Here is an 18,430-nt window from a genome sequence, read left to right as displayed (position 1 = left end):
CCTGTGTCGTACCGCCGTACCCGCCCTTCGCCCCGGACCAGGCGGGAGCGTCGAACGGGTCGTGTCCGGTGCTCTCGGGCAGTACGCGTCCGCCCCTGTCCGGCATCGTCATGGCGAGGACTCTGCCACGCCGCGCTGACACCGGCCGGGCACGACGACGAGGGGTGACCCGGGCACCGGGTCACCCCTCGTACGCGTCGTGAGGCCCTCGCGTCAGGCCGTCGCGTCCGTCGACGCGGCCGGGGTGTCGCCGCCGAGGGAGGCGGAGGCGGAGCCGCTGGGGCCGGTGGGGCCGGTGTTGGTGGGGTCCGGCTCCGTGGCGGTCGGCTCGGTGGTCGGCGGAGTCGTGGCGGGGTCGGTGGCCGGCGGCGTGGTGGGCTCCGTGGTCCCCGTCGGGCTCTGGGTCGGGCGCGGCGAGTGCGTGGTCTCCGTGGGGGTCGGCGAGGCGGACCCGGTCGCGGAGGGCGTGTCGGACGGGGTGGCCGTCGGGTCCGTCGAGGCGGTGGTGGTCGGCGCCGTGGTGGCGGTCGGGTCCGGGGCCGCGGGGCCGCCGGGACCGTCGGTGGCGGCGTTCTCGGTGGGCTCGGCGTCGCCGCCGGTGCCGTCCTGCGTACCGTCCTGGGCGGGCGTGCTGTCCGAGGTGACCTGGTCGCCGGCGCCGGGTTCGTCGCCCTCGCCGGAGGTGGCGCCGAGGGTGACCACGGTGCCGAGGACGGCGGCGAGGAGGACGCCCGCGCCGATGGCGGCCACGTTGCGGCGGGCGCCGGAGAGGATGCCGCCGCGCATGCCGTGCCGGCCGCCCTTGCCCCGCTTCACGGCCGGCGTCACGGTGGTCGCCTGGCCGGGGCGCGGGGCGGAGCCCGGGCCCGCGGCCTGGAGGCGGCCCGTCGCGGCGGTGGCCGCGGGGTCGTCCGGGAAGGCGGCGAAGGCGTCCAGGGACGCCTTGGAGGCCACCGGGGGCATCGGGGTGGCCGGGGTCGGCGGCGCGAGGTCGGGGAAGGCGGACTTCGCCGACAGCGCGCCCGTCGCGGCCGCGCCGCTCATGGGCCCGGCCTTCGGTCCGCTCTTCGGGAGTGCGGCGGTCGGCGCCGCGGCGGGCCCCGTGGGACCGGCCGGGAGCGCGGCGGTCGCGGCGGTCGCGCCCACCGCGCCGCTCGCCGGACCGCCCTTCGGACCGTTCTTCGGTCCGGTCGTCGGAAGCGCGGCGGTCGGCGCCGTCGCGGGACCTGCGGAGCCCGTCGGAAGTGCGGCGGTCGCGGCCGTGGCACTCACCGGACCGGTCTTCGGGGTGCCGCGCTGCGGCAAGGCGGGTCCCTCGCGGCGCGGCAGCCCGGACGCGAGCGGGGCGGGCGTGGCCGGCCCCGGCCCCGGTACGGCGGCGGGCGCCTCGTCCATCGGCGCGACGGCGGACTCGCCGGTGAGGTCGGCGACGAGCGCGAGGGCCCGGCGGCCGGCGACGGTGCCGCGCTTGTCGGCGACGGCGCCGCGCAACCCGATGGACGCCTCCAGTTCGGCGCGGGCCCGCTGGAGGTTGCCCCGGCACAGCGCGAGAACGCCCAACTCGTGGTGGAAGTACGCCTCTTCGGCGACCTCGCCGGCCCGCCGGGCGGCCTCCAGGCCGGCCCGCAGGGCGCGTTCCCAGGCGCCCCAGTGCAGCGCGGCGGCGAAGGCGGGCGCGGCGGCGCGGGCCAGCGGGACGGCGGCGGCGCGCTGTTCGGCGTCGGTGGCCGAGACGAGCGCGGCGAGGGCGGCGAGCAGCGAGTCGGCTTCGGCGCCGGCCCGCTCGGGGGTGACGGAGGGGTGGCCGGCCCACCAGGCGTAGTGCTGGGCGACGGTGTGCGCGCGACCGGCCGGGTCGGCCTCGTACTCCTCGGCGAGGAGCTGGGTGAGGACACCGGCGGCGAGCCGGAAGCGAGTGCCGACCGGGGAGAGCAGGCCGCAGGACAGGAGTTCGCCGACGGCGGCGTCGGCGTGGGTGTCGCCGACGAGCGCGGGCAGGTGCGCCTGGTGCGGGACCTCGCCGCCGAGGGCGACGGCGAAACGCAGGGTGTCCTGGGCGGCACGGCTGAGCCGGGAGGCGAGCAGCACGGCGGGGGCGGCGCCCTGGCCGAGGCTCGGCAGGGAGACGTCGCGCGGCGCGGCGTCGGCGTCCCCGGCGGCGGACGGGGCGCCCGCGCCGGGGCCCGTGCCGAAGGCTTCCTCCAGCGCGCCGAAGGCGTCGAACTCGGCGGGTTCGGCCCGCAGTCGGTCGAGCTGTCGCAGCAGGGCGCCGGCCTGGACGAAGCGGAGCGGCAGCCCCTGGGACTCGAACCACAGGTCGCCGGCCCAGGCGGTCTCCTCGTCGGTGAGGGGACGGCCGGCGGCGGCCGTCAGGAGCGCGACGGCGCCGGCCCGGTCGAGGCCGGTCAGCTCGATCTCTTCGAGGGAGGCCTCGGGCGAGGCGGCGGGGGTGTCGGTCCCGGCGGCGAAGAGGAAGGCGCAGTCGGGGGTGGCGGCGAGCAGTTCGTCGAGCGCGGCGCCGCCGAATTCGAGATCGTCGACGAGGACGATGGCCCCTATCGCGGCCACCTCGCGGTGCAGGTCCTCGCGGTCGGGCCGGAAGGCGGGGGCGTGCTGGACGGCGTAGAAGAGGTCGTACAGCACGTCGGCCGGGGTGCGGTGGTAGCCGGTGAGCCGGACCACGCCGTCGGGGGCGACGCCGGCGCAGTCGGCGGCCACGGCGTCGAGCAGGGCGGTGCGGCCGGAGCCGGCGGGGCCACTGATCCGGGCGGAGCGGCCGCTGGTGAGGTGCTGGACGAGCAGCTCGCGCTGTTCCTGACGCTCGATCAGCCGGAGGGCGGGCGCGGCGGGTCCCGGCGGTACGGGCGGGGCGGCGGCGCGGGCGGCCTCGGCGCGCTCCCGCTCGGTGCGGCGGCGGGGTTCGGCCGGGAGTTCGCCGGGCGGGCAGACCTCGATCTCGCTGCCGTCGAGCGGGTTGAGGGTGAGCAACAGGCCGCCGGAGACGAGACGCGCGGTGCGTACCCGGGTGGAGGCGGTCGGCGCGGGCGCGGGTACGGTGTGCCCCGGGCGGGCGTCCGCGCCCTCGGTGTCGCGACCGTACTCCTCCGGTCCCCGGTTGATCGGGTCCATGGTGCAAGCTCCCAAGCGGCGGACGATGTGCAGGCGAGCCGACCCTAGACGGTTGTCCGAGGTGCGGGAACAGCCGGGGTGCCATGGAGACCAAGACGTCACGGTCTTGTGAGGATTGGGTGTGACGCCTGGTTCTCACAGCGGCTTCACAGGCGCGTGTCGCGTCTGTGACACGGGACGCGCGCGAGGGTGGGGTAACCGTACGGCATATGACGGTGCGACGGACGCGTCGTAAGACATATGCCCGCTGTACGCCGGCAGGCACGCCGGTGCCCATGCCGATAAGCAAGCCGACACGTACGTCGATACGTACGTCGACGCGCACGCCGATACGCGCGCGGGGCACAGTGCGAAGTGGTGCGGTGTGGTGTGGTGTGGTGCGGGGCCCGGAACCGGTCCCGTCCTGACGCCGGCGGGGTCAGACCCTCGGCAGCGATTCGGCGGCGAGGCCGCCCTCGATGGCGAGGATGCGGTGCAGCCGGGTGGCGACGAGCAGACGCTGCATCTGGGGCGGTACGCCGCGCAGCACCAGCCGGCGGCCGCAGCGGCCGGCCCTGCGGTGGGCGCCCATGATGACGCCGAGCCCGGTCGCGTCCCAGGAGTCGAGGCCGGTCAGGTCGAGCACGAGGTCGCCGACACCGTCGTCGACCGCCGAGTGCAGGACCGTTCGGGCGTCCGCCGCACTTCGGACGTCGAGGCGGCCCCCGACGACCAGTTCGGCATGGTCGCCCCTGATGTGCATATGCGCTCCCCGAAATGCTCCGTCGTATGCCCGTCTACGCAACCCTTGACTGCCGCATCGGCAGAAGCGTTGCGCCTTGTAAGCGAACCGATATCGAATTTCACCCCTGGGGGCGATGGTGCCGGGGCGGCCGGATCCCTGTGCGGAATCGGTTCACCGCCCCGGCTCGGGGTCCGGGACCTGGTCGTGGAGTGCCCGGACCGGTGTTCTTCGCCGGCCCGCGTGATGCGTAGCTGTCCGTACGTGTCCGTGCGTACCCGCGCGGGTCAGTACGTGTAGAAGCCCTGCCCGCTCTTGCGGCCGATGTCACCCGCGTCCACCATCCGGCGCATCAGCTCCGGCGGCGCGAACTTCTCGTCCTGGGTCTCGGTGTAGATGTTGTTCGTCGCGTTGACGAGGATGTCGACGCCGGTGAGGTCGGTGGTGGTGAGCGGGCCCATCGCGTGCCCGAAGCCGAGCTTGCAGGCGATGTCGATGTCCTCGGCGGTGGCCACGCCCGACTCGTACAGCTTGGCGGCCTCGACGACGAGCGCCGAGATGAGACGGGTGGTCACGAAGCCGGCCACGTCGCGGTTGACGACGATGCAGGTCTTGCCGACGGACTCGGCGAACTCCCGCGCGAAGGCGAGGGTTTCGTCGCTGGTCTTGTAGCCGCGGACCAGCTCGCAGAGCCGCATCATCGGGACCGGCGAGAAGAAGTGGGTGCCGACCACGGCCTCCGGGCGCTCCGTCACGGCCGCGATCTTGGTGATCGGGATGGCGGAGGTGTTGGAGGCGAGGACCGCGCCGTCCTTGGCGACCTTGTCGAGGGAGCGGAAGATCTCGTGCTTGACCTCCAGCTTCTCGAAGACGGCCTCGACGACGATGTCGGCGTCGGCGACCGCTTCGAGGTCGGTCGTCGCCGTGATCCGGCCCAGCGCCGCCTCGGCGTCCGCGGCGGTCATCCGGTCCTTGGCGACGAACCGCTCGTACGAGGTCCGGATCGCGTCGGTACCCCGCGTCAGCGCGGCGTCGGTGACGTCACGCAGGACGACGTCCCAGCCGGCCTGGGCCGAAACCTGCGCGATACCGGACCCCATGAGTCCGGCTCCGATGACGGCGAGCTTCCTGGCCACGTTTCTTCCACCCCTTATCGCCCGAGTCGCCCATCACGACTGTTCACTTTCGGCTCTCCGGCGGAGATTAGCGGGCGGTGGGCGCCATGTGACCGTGAAGTAAGGCATGTCACGCCGGGTTCGACGGACGTCACACTCGCGACACTCCTCCCCCGGGCCGAATGGCCCTGCCCGGGCGGGACCGCGGGGCCCCGGCGGGCCGGGCGCCACGGGTCGGCCGGCCGGCCCGTACGGGAGGATTCGCCGCCCGCTCGCCCCGCCCGCGCGGAGGGACTCGGCCCTCCCGCGTGAACCCGCTCATCCCTCCCGTACCGCGTAGTCGAGCACCGCGTCGCTGAGCAGTTCCTCGACCTCGTCGAGCAGGCCGAGGGCCTCGCGCGACACCTCGTGCGGGTGCCGCCCGGCGAGCATCGCGTCGGTGACGAACTCGACGACGGTCTCCTGGATCCAGATGATCTGACCGCCCACCAGGAACGGCATCGGGTCGCCCGGCCCGGTCCCGGCCTCCTCGCGCAGCGCCTCGACGGTGGCCCGCCGGACCTCCTGCTGGAGGTGATAGAGCCGGGCCTTGAGGGTCGGGGCGTCCTCGATGACCCGCATGAAGTCGGCGAAGCCCTCCATCAGTCCGTACGCGGGCGAGACCGCGCCGACATGGCCCCGGATCTCGCGGAGCACGGCGCGGGCGGCGGACTCCCCCGCGTCCCGGCCGCGGATCATGCGCGCGAGCCGCTGGGTGATCCCGTCCATGCGGTCGAGGAACAGGTCTTCTTTGGCGGGGAAGTAGTTGTACACGGTATTGACGGAGACGTCGGCGGCCTCCGCGATCTCCGCCACCGTGACGGCCGTGAAGCCACGCTCCAGGAAGAGCCCGGTCGCGATGTCCGAGATCCGCTGTTTCGTCTGCCGCTTCTTGCGTTCCCTCAGCCCTTCAGCCATGCCGCCATCCTAGATGCCCTGAAATTTTGGTGTCATTGCAAAATTTCAGTGACTCTGTTTTTGTAGTCGCATGCACACCACGTCCGTCATCGACGCGTCCGGGCTGTCCCGGACCTTCCGCACCCGGCAGGGCGGCACCGTGGAGGCCGTCCGCGGGATCGACCTGACCGTGCGGCCCGGCGAGATCGTCGGCCTGCTCGGCCCCAACGGCGCCGGCAAGACCACGACCCTGCGCATGCTCAGCACCCTGCTCCCGCCCACCGGCGGCGCCGCCACGATCGCGGGCCACGACCTGCTCCGCGACCCCGTCGGCGTCCGCCGCGCGATCGGTTACGTCGCCCAGTCCAGCGGCGTCGACCCGCAGGAGACCGTCCGCTCCGAACTCGTCATCCAGGGGCGGCTGTACGGGCTGACGCGCGCCGAGGCGGCGGCCCGCGCGGCCGGCGTCGCCGCCGACCTCGACCTCACCGACCTCCTGGACCGCGGGACCACCGCCCTCTCCGGCGGCCAGCGGCGCCGGCTCGACATCGCCCTCGGGCTCGTCCACCGGCCCACGCTGCTCTTCCTCGACGAGCCGACCACCGGCCTCGACCCGGGCAGCCGCGCCGCGCTGTGGGCCCTGGTCCGCCGGCTGCGCGACGAGCACGGCACCACCGTCGTCCTCACCACCCACTACCTCGACGAGGCCGACGCGCTCGCCGACCGGCTGGTGGTCGTCGACGGCGGCGTGGTCGTGGCCGAGGGCTCCCCGGCCGCGCTCAAGGCCGCGCACGGGGCGGACACGCTCCAGGACGCCTTCCTCGCCCTCACCGGCCGCGACCTGACCCCGGCCGACCCGGCCCCGCTCTCCGTCTAGCCCCCTCCGACCAGCCCCTCCGACCAGCCCCTCCGTCCAGCCTCCTCCGTCCAGCCTCCTCCGACCCTCTTCAGTCCCTCTTAGGAAGCCGTCATGTGGCACGACACCGCGGTGCTGTTCGGGCGTTACGCCCGCCAGACGCTCCGCTCGCCCTTCCAGATCTTCTTCGGCGCCCTGATGCCGCTGCTCTACCTGTTCTTCTTCGGTCCGCTGCTCACCCACCTGCCGCTCGGCCGGACCGGCGACTCCTGGCAGATCCTGGTCCCCGGCCTGCTGCTCCAACTCGGCCTCTTCGGCGCCTCGTTCGCCGGCTTCGCGGTGATCATGGAGAAGAACTGGGGCGTCCTCGAACGCCTCCAGGTGACCCCGGTCAGCCGGCTCGCGCTGCTGCTCGGCCGCACCCTGCGCGACACCGCGCTCTTCGTCTTCCAGGCCGTGCTGCTGATCCTGGCCGCCCTGCTGATGGGCCTGCGGGCGCCGCTCGCCGGGATTCTCATCGGCTTCGGCTTCGTCGCCCTGCTGACGTTCTCGCTGGCCTCGCTGTCGTACGCGCTGGCGCTGAACCTGCGCACCCCGCAGGAGTTCGGCCCGGCGGTCAACACCCTCGCCATGCCGTCGATGCTGCTGTCCGGCCTGATGCTGCCGATGGCCCTGGCCCCGGGCTGGCTGGACACGCTCTCGCACTTCATGCCGTTCCGCTATCTGGTGGACGCGGTGCGGGACGCGTACGTGGGCCGGTACGCGACCTCCACGATGCTGTACGGGGTGCTCGCCGCGATCGGTCTCACGGCGGTCGCGGCGCTGGTCGGGACCCGGACGTTCCGCAAGGCGAGCGCCTGAGCCACCGCGGCCTCCCCCTCCCCCTGCTCCGGCCACGGCGCCCAGCACTCGCCGGGCGCCTGGATACGCTGGTTCCATGGTCAATCTGACGCGCATCTACACCCGTACCGGCGACCAGGGCACCACCGCCCTCGGCGACATGAGCCGGACCGCCAAGACCGATCTGCGGATCTCGGCGTACGCCGACACCAACGAGGCCAACGCCGTCATCGGCGCGGCCCTCGCGCTCGGGCAGCTCGACGAGGAGGTCGTGAAGGTCCTCGGCCGCGTGCAGAACGACCTGTTCGACGTGGGCGCCGACCTGTCGACCCCCGTGGTGGAGGACCCGAAGTACCCGCCGCTGCGCGTCGAGCAGAGCTACATCGACAAGCTGGAGGAGGACTGCGACGTCTTCCTCGCCGAGCTCGACAAGCTGCGCTCCTTCATCCTGCCCGGCGGCACGCCCGGTGCGGCGCTGCTGCACCAGGCGTGCACGGTGGTCCGGCGGGCGGAGCGTTCGACGTGGGCGGCCTTCGAGGTGCACGGGGAGACGATGAACCCGCTGACCGCCACGTATCTCAACCGGCTGTCAGACCTGCTGTTCATCCTGGCCCGGACGGCGAACAAGTCCGTCGGGGACGTCCTGTGGGTCCCGGGCGGGGACCGCTGACCGCTCCGTCTTCTCCAGGGTCCACGCGGTGGCCTTCTCCGCGTGGTGCCCCGGGGCGGCCACCCCACCCGCTTCCCCCGCGGAGTCCTTCCCCGCCGGGTCCTTCTTCGGCCAGAGCAGGTAGGTCAGGGCGATCACTCCGTGGATGCCCGCCGCCCGCCAGGAGATGGCCATCCACTCCTTGAGCGACGAGGTGTCGCCGGAGTCGCCCACGTACAGGATGGCCAGGAGCAGCAGCCCGGTCGCGACGGCCGCCGCCACCAGCGTGCCCAGCCAGATCTTCCCCTCGTGGCGGGCGCGGGGCATGCCGTACTTCGGCCGGACGACCGGCGGCGGCCCGCCGCCGAGGCGGTGGGCGGCGTGGCCGTCGAGCCACTTCACGGTGGTGTGGCCGTGGCCGACGGTGTAGCCGATGTAGAGGGCGGCGATGCCGTGCTTGGCGCTCGGCTCGGCGCCGTTCTTCAGGTCGATCGCGGTGACCACGAGCAGCAGCACTTCGAGCAGCGGCTCGGCGAGCAGCAGCGCGGCTCCCGCGCGGGGCTTTTTGAGCAGGTAGCGGGTGGCGAGCCCGGCGGCCAGCAGCACCCAGAAGCCGACCTCGCAGATCACGATCAGCGCGACGATCACGGCGTTTCCCCTTTCGGTCCCCTTCCAGGCTTCCGCCCGCCCCGCCGCCCCGCGTCGTCGGCGGTGAGGAATCGCCGCTACATCCTTCGACGGAGGCGACCGGGCCCGCGGCTCCGCCCCGGCGAGGACGCCCGGGAGCGTGGCCGGCCTGTTGGATGGTGCCGTGCACCTTCCCCGCCCCCTCCTTCTGCTCCGCTCGCTGTCCCGCCCCCTCCTTCTCCTCCGCTCGCTGTCCCGCCCCCACCGCGACGATCTGCTGATCGCCGCCGCCGGTCTGTCCTGCGGTCTGCTCCTGTGGTCCTACGGTCTCTACACGTCCGGCGGCCGGCTCTTCGAGCAGCGCTGGGCCCCGTTGATCCCGCTGGCGGTGATGACGGTGATGGAGGCGCTGCGGCGGACGGCTCCGCGGACCGCGCTGATCATCGGCTCGGTGGCCATCGCCGCGGACCAGTTCACCAACGGCAGTCTCGCCACGGTGCTGATGTTCACGGACGTGGTGTACGCGGCGGTGGTCTACGGTCCGCCCGCCTCGGCCCGGCGCATCCCGTACACCACCGGTCTGATCTCCGTCGCGGTCACGGTGGTGCTGCTGGTCTGGTGGCAGAACGCGTTCGCCCTGCTCGTGGGCGTCCTCGCGGGCATGCTCTCCTTCATGCCCGCGGTCACCGGCGCGATCGTGCGCAATCACCGCGACGCGGCGGAGGCGGCGCGGCTGCGCGCCGAACAGACGGCGCTGCTGGCCGAGATGGACCGGACGCAGGCGATCGCCGCCGAGCGCACCCGGATGGCGCGGGAGCTGCACGACATGGTCGCCAACCATCTGTCGGCGATCGCGATCCACTCCACGGCCGCGCTGTCGATCGACGACGGGGCCACCACCCGGCGGGCACTGTCCGTGATCCGGGAGAACAGCGTGGCGGGCCTGGAGGAGATGCGCCGGCTGATCGGCCTGCTGCGCGACGGCTCGGGCGCGGACGACGCGCCCGCCGCCGTGCCGCGCCTCTCGGGGCTGGCCGCGCTGATCGAGCAGGCGCGGGCGAACGGGGCGCCGAGCGGGCTCGCGTTCTCCCTGGACGACACGCGCGCGGAGGCCGAGGAGGCGCTGCCGGCGCCGGTGGAGCTGGCCGCGTACCGGATCGTGCAGGAGTCGCTGACGAACGCGATCAAGCACGCCCCGGCCGGTACGGTCGCGGTGGTCCTGGCGCGCGACCCGCGGGCCCTGACGGTACGGGTGACCAGCCCGTACGGGGAGCGGCCCGGGCCGCGGGCGCCGGGTTCGGGGGCCGGTCTCGTCGGTATGCGGGAGCGGGTGGCGCTGCTGGGCGGGGAGTTCGAGGCGGGCCCGGTCTCCGACGGGGGCGGGGCGAGGATCTGGCGGGTACGGGCGGTGCTGCCCGCCGAGGAGAGGACGGCGGAGGCATGACGACGGCACGGACGATCCGGGTGGTCGTGGCGGAGGACCAGAGCGCGGTACGCGCCGGACTGGTGCTCATCCTGGGCAGCGCGCCCGACATCGAGGTGGTCGGCGAGGCGGCGGACGGCGAGCGGGCGGTGGAGCTGGCCCGCGAACTGCGGCCGGATCTGGTGCTGATGGACGTCCAGATGCCGAAGCTGGACGGGGTGTCGGCGACCCGGCGGGTGGTGGCGGAGGGGCTGGCGGATGTCCTCGTCCTGACCACCTTCGATCTCGACGAATACGTGTTCGGGGCGCTGCGCGCGGGTGCGGCGGGCTTCCTGCTCAAGAACGCGGAGGCGGCGGAGCTGATCGGGGCGGTCCGTACGGTGGCGGGCGGCGAGGGGCTGATCGCCCCGGCGGTGACCCGGCGGCTGATCGCCGAGTTCGCGGCGGCGGGCGGGCGGCCGGCGCCCGTGCCGGGTCCGGACCGGTCGGTGCTCGACGGGCTGACGCCGCGGGAGCGGGAGGTCCTCTCGGCGCTGGGCGCGGGCCTGTCGAACGCGGAGATCGCGACCCGTCTGGGGATGGCGGCGGCGACGGTGAAGACCCATGTGTCGAAGGTGCTGGGCAAGCTGGAACTGCGATCGCGAGTCCAAGCGGCGGTGCTGGCGCGGGAGTGGGGAATCTGAGAGAACGGGTTCCATCGTTGGTCTGGACCTCTTGACGATTGGTACAGACCTTCCTACGCTCACGGGGCGCGCGCTACTCCGGACCACCCCCACCGTGACCGTCCGCTACTTGAGGAGCACCGTTGAGCACTCAAGCACCGACGCGCAGGACCAGGTTCAGAAGCCGGGCCGCCGCCGGCTTGACCGCCCTGGCCCTGCCCCTGGCCGCCCTGGTCGGGCTCGCCTCCCCGGCCGAGGCCGCGACCTCCGCCTCCGCCACCTACACCAAGACCCAGGACTGGGGCACCGGCTTCGGTGCCAGCTGGACGGTCAAGAACACCGGCACCACCGCGATCAGCTCGTGGACCGTCGAGTGGGACTACCCGGCCGGCACCGCCGTCACCTCCGCCTGGGACGCCACCGTCACCAACTCGGGCAACCACTGGACCGCCAAGAACCTCGGCTGGAACGGTTCACTCGCCCCCGGCGCCAGCATCTCCTTCGGCTACAACGGCTCCGGCTCCGGCGCCCCCACCGGCTGCAAGATCAACGGGGCCTCCTGTGACGGCTCCACGCCGCAGCCCGGCGACGCCGCGCCCTCCGCGCCCGGCACTCCGGTGGCCTCGAACGTCACCGACACCTCGGTGAAGCTCACCTGGGCCGCCGCCACCGACGACAAGGGCGTCAAGAACTACGACGTCCTGCGCGGCGGCACCAAGGTCACCACCACGACCGGCCTCACGTACACGGACTCCGGCCTGACCGCCGGCACCGACTACGCGTACACGGTCGTCGCCCGTGACACCGCCGACCAGACCGGCCCCGCCAGCGGCGCCGTCCAGGTCCGCACCACCGGCGGCGACGGCGGGGGCAACCCGCAGCCCGGCTCGACGGTGAAGATGGGCTACTTCGCCAACTGGGGCGTGTACGGCCGGAACTACCACGTCAAGAACATCGCGACGTCGGGCTCCGCGTCCAAGATCACGCACATCAACTACGCCTTCGGCAACGTCACCGGCGGCAAGTGCGCGATCGGCGACTCGTACGCCGACTACGACAAGGCGTACACCGCCGACCAGTCCGTGGACGGCGTCGCCGACACCTGGGACCAGCCGCTGCGCGGCAACTTCAACCAGCTGCGCAAGCTGAAGAAGATGTACCCGAACATCAAGGTCATCTGGTCCTTCGGCGGCTGGACCTGGTCCGGCGGCTTCGGCCAGGCCGTGCAGAACCCGGCGGCGTTCGCGCAGTCCTGCTACGACCTGGTGGAGGACCCGCGCTGGGCCGACGTCTTCGACGGCATCGACCTGGACTGGGAGTACCCGAACGCCTGTGGTCTGACCTGTGACACCAGCGGCCAGGCCGCGTTCAAGAACATGATGCAGGCCATGCGCGCCAAGTTCGGCGCGAACAACCTCGTCACCGCGGCCGTCACCGCCGACGCCTCGACCGGCGGCAAGATCGACCTCACGGACTACGCCGGCGGCGCGCAGTACATGAACTGGTTCAACGTCATGACGTACGACTTCTTCGGCGCGTGGGACGCCAAGGGCCCGACCGCCCCGCACTCCCCGCTCACGTCGTACGCCGGCATCCCGCAGCAGGGCTTCAACTCCGCCGACGCGATCGCCAAGTACAAGGCCCAGGGCGTCCCGGCCAACAAGCTCCTGCTCGGCATCGGCCTCTACGGCCGCGGCTGGACCGGCGTCACCCAGGACGCCCCCGGCGGCACCGCCACCGGCCCGGCGCAGGGCACGTACGAGCAGGGGATCGAGGACTACAAGGTCCTCAAGACCTCCTGCCCGGCCACCGGTACGGTCGCCGGCACCGCCTACGCCAAGTGCGGCACCAACTGGTGGAGCTACGACACCCCCGCCACCATCAACTCCAAGATGAGCTGGGCCAAGAGCCAGGGCCTCGGCGGCGCGTTCTTCTGGGAGTTCAGCGGCGACACCACGAACGGCGAGCTGGTCAGCGCGATCAACTCCGGCCTGAACTAGCGGGTCCGGCCAGGGCGCCAAGGCACCCGAGCACCGAAGAGCCCCGTCTCACTCCCTCCCCGGGAGTGCGGCGGGGTTCTTCACGCCCAGGATCGCGTACATCCCGCGCAGCGCCCAGTCCTCCGTCCGGCTGTCGCCGTGCAGGAGCCGCGCCGGGGTGATGCCGACGGCCAGGGATTCGAGCCCGAAGACGACCTGGGGCGGGTCCGTCTCCGGCGGGAGGTCCCCGGCGGCGACGGCCAGCTCGATGTCGCGGCGCACGATGTCCCGCCAGCGGGTACGGACCGCGGCGATCCGGTCGTGCACGGCGCCGTCGCGGCCGTCGTAGTCGTAGGTGACCTGGGTGAGCAGACAGCCCCCGGGGTAGCCGGGGTCGGCGGCGTAGCGCACCCAGGACGCGCAGAGGGCCAGCAGGCGCGGCAGTCCGGTGTCGAGGTGGCGCACCGGTTCCCAGACCCGGGCGCGGGCGTCCTTCGCGACGAGGTCGACCGTCTCCAGCTGGAGCCGTTCCTTGCTGCCGAACTGGCCGATCACGCCGGCCTTGCTCATCCCGAGCCGGTCCGCGAGCCGGCCGATCGTGACGCTGTCCAGGCCTTCCATGGAGGCGAGTTCGGCGGCGGCTCCGAGGACCGACCGCCGGGTTTCGAGCGCTGCCTGAGCCGATGCACGTCCTGCCATACCGGCAGCTTAGCAAACGACCGTACGCCATTGACGAACGAACGATCGTACTCTTGAATCCTCGCCATGACGCCTCCCGCCCCGGCCGCCCGCCGGGCCTCCCTCGCGCTCTTACTCGCCTGCGCCGGCACCTTCCTGAGCTTTCTCGACGCCACCGTCACCAACCTGGCGGTTCCGCCGATCGCCGCCGGCTTCGACGTCTCGCTGACCACCGTCTCGTGGGTCGCCACCGCCTACGTGATCCCCTTCGCCGCCCTGCTCGCCCCGGCCGGCCCGCTGGCCGACTCGGTCGGCCGGGCCCGGCTGTTCCTGGTCGGCGTCGCCGGCTTCACGGTGTCGTCGCTACTGATCGCCCTGGCCCCGAACCTGCCCGTCCTGCTCGGCGCCCGCGCCGTCCAGGGCCTCGCGGCGGCGCTGCTGGTCCCCGCCTCACTGGCCCTGGTCCTCACGGAGATCCCCGTCGAGCGCCGGCGCGCCGCGATCGGCCTGTGGAGCGCGGCGGGCGCCCTCGCCGCCGCCGCGGGACCCGCCCTCGGCGGCCTCCTGGTCGAAGTCCTCGACTGGCGGGCCCTGTTCTGCCTCAACCTGCCGGTGGGCGCCTGGGTGCTGATCGCCGGACGGAAGCTGCCGGCCGGCGAGTCCCGCACCGGCAAGGGGCCCGACCTCGTGGGCGGGGTACTGCTCGCCCTCGGCATCGGATCGGCGGTGTACGGGCTGACGCAGGGCCCCGACCACGGCTGGACCTCCGTCCACGTGCTCGCCGCCGCCGGCGTCACCGTGCTCTCCGGCGCGGCGACCGTGATCCGTTCGCTCCGGCATCCGCGCCCGGCCCTGCGGCTCGACCTCTTCCGCAGCCGGACCTTCGCCGTCGCGAGCGGCGTCTCCGCCGCGTACGGCGCCTCACTGTTCGCCACGATGCTGCTCGGCGTGCTCTTCATGACCGACGCCTGGGGCTACTCCACCCTGGAAGCCGGCCTCGCGATGAGCCCGGCGGCGCTGGCCACCGCCGTGGTCGGCGTCGGCATCGGACGGCTCGGCCTCGCGCTCACCCCGCGCACGATGGTGGCGGCGGGCTCGGCGGTCATCGCCGCCTCGACGGCCGCCCTGGCCCTGCTGATCGACACCGAACCGCACTTCTGGACGCTCTGGCTCCCCGCCGGAGTGGTCATGGGCGCGGGCGTCGGCCTGGCCACCGTCGGCATCTCCAGCGCCGCCGCGCTCTCCTCCCCGCCGCAGCACTTCGCCGCCGCGACCGGCATGGTCATGGCCGCCCGCCAAGTCGGCGGCGGCCTCGGCATCGCGGCCACGGCCGTCATCATCGCGGAGGTCTCCGGTACGGGCGCGGAGCCGTACGCCGCCGTGTACGGGAGCGCCACCGGCGTCAGCCTGGCCGCCGCCGTCGCCGGTCTCGCCCTGCGCGTCCCGGCCCCGGCCGTACCCCCGGCCCCGGCCGCGCCGCCGCAGCCCGTCGCTTCGCCCGAGCAGGCCCCGGCCGCCGCCCGCGTCCTCGAAGGAGACCAACGATGACCTCCCACTCCCGCCCCACCCCGGTTCGGGACCTGCCCGACGGCTTCGCCGCCCCGGCCACGACCCTGCTCCGATCCGGGCGACCATGCCCTGACATCCGTACGCGTGACGAACCCCGCCGCACTCCCGGCCAAGGGGGTGCGGCGGGGCTCTGCGGCGCGCGTCAGACGAGGTCGAACCCGTCGCCCTTGACGCCCGCCACGAAGACGGCGAACGCGGTGGTGGAGACGTCGAGGACAGGTCCGGTGACGTTCTTGGAGTCGCGTACGGGGATGGTGCCGGTGACGGATGCACACGCCGGGGCCCACTCGACGCATGTACCCCCGTTGTTGCTGTAGGAAGACTTGAACCAGCGAGGGGATTCGGTCGTCATCTCGTGCCCTTTCGTACGGAGAGTCGAAGGGGTGCATGGCGAAGCCCCGCCATGCTGCCGAACTACTGCTGGGGCGGGGCTTCTTGGTGCGTCAGGCGCCGAGGGTGTCGTCCTTGACGGAGCCGACGAACGCGGCGAACGCGGCGGCGGTGACGGCCAGGGACGGACCGGCCGGAACCTTCGAGTCACGGACAGGAACGATGCCACGCGCGGCGATGAGGTTGGTGGCGACCTCGACGCAACTGCCGCCATTGCCACTATAGGAGGACTTGAACCAGCGGGGGGATTCGGTCGTCATGGATGCCCCTTCGTACGGTGAGCCGAAAAGGGTTCCCCTACAACGTAGGTCGTGGCGGAACAGGCGACCAGGGCACATGAAGAAGCCCCGCCCTGCTCTTGAGCTGAGGGCGGGGCAGGGCCTCTTGATGCGTCAGGATCCGAGGGTGTCGTCCTTGACGCCGGTGACGAACGATGAGAACGCGGCGGCGGAGACGCTGAGCGAGGGCCCGTCGGAGACCTTCGAGTCACGGACGGGGACGGTGCCGTGCGAGGCGGCGAGGTTGGTGGCGACCTCAACACACTGACCGCCGCCACCGGAGTATGAACTCTTGATCCACTGAGGGGAATCGGTCGTCACGTCATGCCCTTTCGTACCTCATTAATCATGGCAACCGAGGCACTTTGCGAGAGCGCTTCGGCCTGTAGCTGATGGTAGGCCGTCAGTATGGGGACGATCGACGAGCTTTCCCTGTCCAGGTGACCTCGCTGCGAGGACTCCGCGTAGGCCATGAGAGACCTGTCCGGCATGGTCAACACCGTGATGGGTAGCGTGAGCGACCTACGCTCCCCCATCGCGAACGGAGCGATCTGCAGGACCGTCGTGGGCTTCTTGGCAAAGTCGAGCAATGCTTCGAGCTGAGCGACCACGGCAGACCTGGTCCCCACAGGACGCCGGATACAACTCTCGTCCAGGACCACGAAGACCAACGGGGGAGGCATCCGCACTAGAGATGCCTGCCGCTGCGACACCAACTCCACCCGCGCGTCCGCTTGGTCCTGCGTGACGGCCCCTCGCTCGACCATGCCGGCTTCCAGCGTAGAGGCGTACTCGGGTGTCTGGAGCAGGCCCGGTATGACACCGACCTCGTAGAGCCGGATCTCCACAGCGCGGCGCTCCTGGTGGACGTACTCGGGGAACCCCTCCAGCAGCAGGCCGTGCCTCAGCTTCCGCCACTCGCGCTCGAACGACTCTGCCGTTTCGACCAGCCCAAAGACCACGTCAAGGACCCTTGAGAACGCAAGAGTTGAAGACCTGCGAGCAGTTTCAACCGCTGAAATATGCTTGCTGGAATATCCCGTCTGGATAGCAAGGTCATCCTGCTTCCACCCCCGCTCCTGACGCACCCTGCGCAAACGTGCGCCATAGGCGGCTTCGGGCCCGCTGTCTGGGTCAAGAGCTTTGATGTTGACCATAACTCTCCCTACCCGGCTCGTACCTTGAAGACTTACGAACTCTAAGCCACGCTGGCGACGCCTCGTAGTGGATTCGCTACAGAAAGGGACAGCGATGCCTGCGTTCGCCGCCCAGCCAAGCCCGCAACCTGCGCCGATGCCCGCCATCGGGTCGTACATGGTCGACACCCGCGTGAAGACCACACGACCCGGACGGGTGATGGCCCACGAAGACGACCTCGTCTACCTCCGCCCCGCGGGCGGAGGCAGGGAATGGACCGCGCGAGCCGAGGACCTGCGCCCGCCGACGGAGAACGAGTGCGACAGCATCCGCACCCTCACCACCCCCGTACTCCCGCCGGGGAAGCCGTGACGACCACCACCGGACTGTCCACCGACCACGGCCTCCGCCACCACCCCGCCCCGGCCCCCGGCTGCACGGTCTGCGCACTGCTCGTCGCTTGGTTCCGCCACTACGCATCGACCGGACCGCGGTTCGACGCCTCCGCGGCCGTGGACTGCGCGGTGGAAATCCGCAACCACCCCCACGACCCACCGAAGCTGACCCTTCGGGCGGACGCGCCGCCGACCGTCGGGAGCCGGGCGACGAGACGGAGCGGCTGATGCGGCGTACGGCCATCGCCGCACTCGGCGTCACCGCTTGGATCGTCACGATCACCGCACTCGTCTCACGACACTAGAGCCCCCCGCCCCGCCCGGCTCCTCCACCCCGGGCGGGGCGGGGCCACGCTCGCCACGGCAACCACCCCCCTCCCTCAAACTTGAACGCGTTCAAGTCTCGTGTCAGGGTACGGCTGGCATGCGCGAGCCAGCCGCTCGCACATGCGACCCTGAGGAACCCAACTGGGGGTGGAGTGTGTCGCGTTCCTGTCGTACCACGCTGATCCTGCTCGTCATGAGCCTCGCGCTCACGGCCTGCGGAAGGATCTGGAACCGGCCGCCACCCGAGGGCGAGCCGGTCCTCCTGACTCAGGACCAACTCACCGCCACATGGACGGACTCCGAGGGCGGCACGCTCACCCTGAAGCCGGACGGGACGTTCGTCGCCGAGGATGCCTGCAACGACTACCACTACATCGACGGCTTCGGGCTGAGCGATGTCAAGCGGTCCGGATCCGGCAAGTGGGAAAGCGGCTCCAACAAGAAACAGAGCTTCGTCGGCGTGTCCTTCGACGTCGATCACGGGCAATGGCTGAGCGCCTACGCCGCCTTGAAGCGGGGCAAGGTCCTGATGCTCTGGATCCGTGTCGGCGACGAGGACAACGACGATCCCCACTGCATCCTGACCAGTCAGGCGAGTTGACCTGACCGCCGCGAGGCCGGGCGGCCCGTTCCTCCGGCGGGACGCCCGTGGTCATGCCCCACACACCTCGCCCCGGCCGGTCCGCCCTCGCGCGACGCGCACCCCTCGTCCGACGGAG

General features: G+C 72.2%; 20 protein-coding genes. 10 read left to right on the top strand and 10 right to left on the bottom strand.

The window, feature by feature from the left end:
- Window positions 1–213: 213 nt before the first annotated feature.
- From ABZ693_RS01455 to ABZ693_RS01440, 4 genes are all read right to left on the bottom strand, one after another.
- Window positions 214–3,129: an ATP-binding protein gene (locus tag ABZ693_RS01455; RefSeq protein WP_359872066.1), complete on the bottom strand. Its 2,916-nt coding sequence runs from the start codon at window positions 3,127–3,129 to the stop codon at window positions 214–216.
- A gap of 418 nt (window positions 3,130–3,547) precedes the next feature.
- On the bottom strand, window positions 3,548–3,871 hold the full coding sequence (locus ABZ693_RS01450; protein WP_019889522.1) for an STAS domain-containing protein: 324 nt from the start codon (window positions 3,869–3,871) through the stop codon (window positions 3,548–3,550).
- A 266-nt stretch (window positions 3,872–4,137) separates the two neighbouring features.
- Window positions 4,138–4,986 (bottom strand): 3-hydroxyacyl-CoA dehydrogenase family protein, encoded by an 849-nt coding sequence (locus tag ABZ693_RS01445; protein WP_359872064.1) that lies wholly within the window; start codon window positions 4,984–4,986, stop codon window positions 4,138–4,140.
- 297 nt (window positions 4,987–5,283) lie between these two features.
- On the bottom strand, window positions 5,284–5,922 hold the full coding sequence (locus tag ABZ693_RS01440; RefSeq protein WP_359872062.1) for a TetR/AcrR family transcriptional regulator: 639 nt from the start codon (window positions 5,920–5,922) through the stop codon (window positions 5,284–5,286).
- Window positions 5,923–5,992: 70 nt separating this feature from the next.
- Between ABZ693_RS01440 and ABZ693_RS01435 the strand changes: the two genes are divergently transcribed.
- The 3 genes from ABZ693_RS01435 (at window position 5,993) to ABZ693_RS01425 (ending at window position 8,267) form a co-directional block, all read left to right on the top strand.
- Window positions 5,993–6,778: an ABC transporter ATP-binding protein gene (locus tag ABZ693_RS01435; RefSeq protein ID WP_359872060.1), complete on the top strand. Its 786-nt coding sequence runs from the start codon at window positions 5,993–5,995 to the stop codon at window positions 6,776–6,778.
- A 93-nt stretch (window positions 6,779–6,871) separates the two neighbouring features.
- Complete coding sequence (locus tag ABZ693_RS01430; protein WP_359872058.1) at window positions 6,872–7,618, top strand: ABC transporter permease; 747 nt, start codon at window positions 6,872–6,874, stop codon at window positions 7,616–7,618.
- A gap of 76 nt (window positions 7,619–7,694) precedes the next feature.
- On the top strand, window positions 7,695–8,267 hold the full coding sequence (locus ABZ693_RS01425; protein WP_359872056.1) for a cob(I)yrinic acid a,c-diamide adenosyltransferase: 573 nt from the start codon (window positions 7,695–7,697) through the stop codon (window positions 8,265–8,267).
- Here the strand turns inward: ABZ693_RS01425 and ABZ693_RS01420 are convergent.
- Window positions 8,187–8,894: a hypothetical protein gene (locus ABZ693_RS01420; protein WP_359872054.1), complete on the bottom strand. Its 708-nt coding sequence runs from the start codon at window positions 8,892–8,894 to the stop codon at window positions 8,187–8,189. The genes ABZ693_RS01425 and ABZ693_RS01420 overlap by 81 nt on opposite strands.
- A gap of 199 nt (window positions 8,895–9,093) precedes the next feature.
- On the opposite strand from ABZ693_RS01420, the gene ABZ693_RS01415 reads away from it, so the two are divergent.
- The 3 genes from ABZ693_RS01415 (at window position 9,094) to ABZ693_RS01405 (ending at window position 12,958) form a co-directional block, all read left to right on the top strand.
- Window positions 9,094–10,317 (top strand): sensor histidine kinase, encoded by a 1,224-nt coding sequence (locus ABZ693_RS01415; RefSeq protein ID WP_359872134.1) that lies wholly within the window; start codon window positions 9,094–9,096, stop codon window positions 10,315–10,317.
- Window positions 10,314–10,979, top strand: a complete 666-nt coding sequence (locus ABZ693_RS01410) for a response regulator (protein WP_359872052.1) — start codon at window positions 10,314–10,316, stop codon at window positions 10,977–10,979. The genes ABZ693_RS01415 and ABZ693_RS01410 overlap by 4 nt, the downstream gene beginning before the upstream one ends.
- A gap of 122 nt (window positions 10,980–11,101) precedes the next feature.
- The gene (locus tag ABZ693_RS01405; RefSeq protein WP_359872050.1) at window positions 11,102–12,958 is read left to right on the top strand and encodes a glycosyl hydrolase family 18 protein; all 1,857 of its coding nucleotides are present in this window, start codon (window positions 11,102–11,104) and stop codon (window positions 12,956–12,958) included.
- A 48-nt stretch (window positions 12,959–13,006) separates the two neighbouring features.
- Here the strand turns inward: ABZ693_RS01405 and ABZ693_RS01400 are convergent, their stop codons facing one another.
- Window positions 13,007–13,636, bottom strand: a complete 630-nt coding sequence (locus ABZ693_RS01400; RefSeq protein WP_359872048.1) for a TetR/AcrR family transcriptional regulator — start codon at window positions 13,634–13,636, stop codon at window positions 13,007–13,009.
- A 66-nt stretch (window positions 13,637–13,702) separates the two neighbouring features.
- Here ABZ693_RS01400 and ABZ693_RS01395 point away from each other — a divergent pair, with 66 nt between their 5' ends.
- A complete protein-coding gene (locus ABZ693_RS01395; protein ID WP_359872046.1) occupies window positions 13,703–15,163 on the top strand; it encodes a DHA2 family efflux MFS transporter permease subunit in 1,461 nt (486 codons plus the stop codon).
- A gap of 163 nt (window positions 15,164–15,326) precedes the next feature.
- On the opposite strand, the gene ABZ693_RS01390 is transcribed toward ABZ693_RS01395, so the two are convergent.
- From ABZ693_RS01390 to ABZ693_RS01375, 4 genes are all read right to left on the bottom strand, one after another.
- On the bottom strand, window positions 15,327–15,536 hold the full coding sequence (locus ABZ693_RS01390; protein WP_359872044.1) for a DUF397 domain-containing protein: 210 nt from the start codon (window positions 15,534–15,536) through the stop codon (window positions 15,327–15,329).
- A 91-nt stretch (window positions 15,537–15,627) separates the two neighbouring features.
- On the bottom strand, window positions 15,628–15,834 hold the full coding sequence (locus ABZ693_RS01385) for a DUF397 domain-containing protein (RefSeq protein ID WP_359872042.1): 207 nt from the start codon (window positions 15,832–15,834) through the stop codon (window positions 15,628–15,630).
- 132 nt (window positions 15,835–15,966) lie between these two features.
- Window positions 15,967–16,173 carry a DUF397 domain-containing protein gene (locus ABZ693_RS01380; protein WP_359872040.1) on the bottom strand — a complete coding sequence of 69 codons (207 nt, stop codon included), beginning with the start codon at window positions 16,171–16,173 and terminating at the stop codon, window positions 15,967–15,969.
- The gene (locus ABZ693_RS01375) at window positions 16,170–17,009 is read right to left on the bottom strand and encodes a helix-turn-helix domain-containing protein (protein ID WP_359872038.1); all 840 of its coding nucleotides are present in this window, start codon (window positions 17,007–17,009) and stop codon (window positions 16,170–16,172) included. Before ABZ693_RS01375 ends, ABZ693_RS01380 begins: the two co-directional genes overlap by 4 nt.
- A gap of 136 nt (window positions 17,010–17,145) precedes the next feature.
- Here ABZ693_RS01375 and ABZ693_RS01370 point away from each other — a divergent pair, with 136 nt between their 5' ends.
- The 3 genes from ABZ693_RS01370 to ABZ693_RS01360 all read left to right on the top strand — a co-directional run bounded on the left by ABZ693_RS01370 (window position 17,146) and on the right by ABZ693_RS01360 (window position 18,312).
- On the top strand, window positions 17,146–17,361 hold the full coding sequence (locus ABZ693_RS01370; RefSeq protein WP_359872036.1) for a hypothetical protein: 216 nt from the start codon (window positions 17,146–17,148) through the stop codon (window positions 17,359–17,361).
- Entirely contained in the window at window positions 17,358–17,612 is a 255-nt protein-coding gene (locus ABZ693_RS01365) for a hypothetical protein (protein ID WP_359872033.1), read from the top strand. Before ABZ693_RS01370 ends, ABZ693_RS01365 begins: the two co-directional genes overlap by 4 nt.
- A 292-nt stretch (window positions 17,613–17,904) precedes the next feature.
- On the top strand, window positions 17,905–18,312 hold the full coding sequence (locus tag ABZ693_RS01360; RefSeq protein ID WP_359872030.1) for a hypothetical protein: 408 nt from the start codon (window positions 17,905–17,907) through the stop codon (window positions 18,310–18,312).
- The last annotated feature ends 118 nt before the right edge of the window (window positions 18,313–18,430 follow it).

It is taken from the genome of Streptomyces laurentii (assembly GCF_040635425.1).
Lineage (GTDB): Bacteria > Actinomycetota > Actinomycetes > Streptomycetales > Streptomycetaceae > Streptomyces > Streptomyces laurentii.
This window is presented reverse-complemented; position numbering and strand designations above follow the sequence as displayed.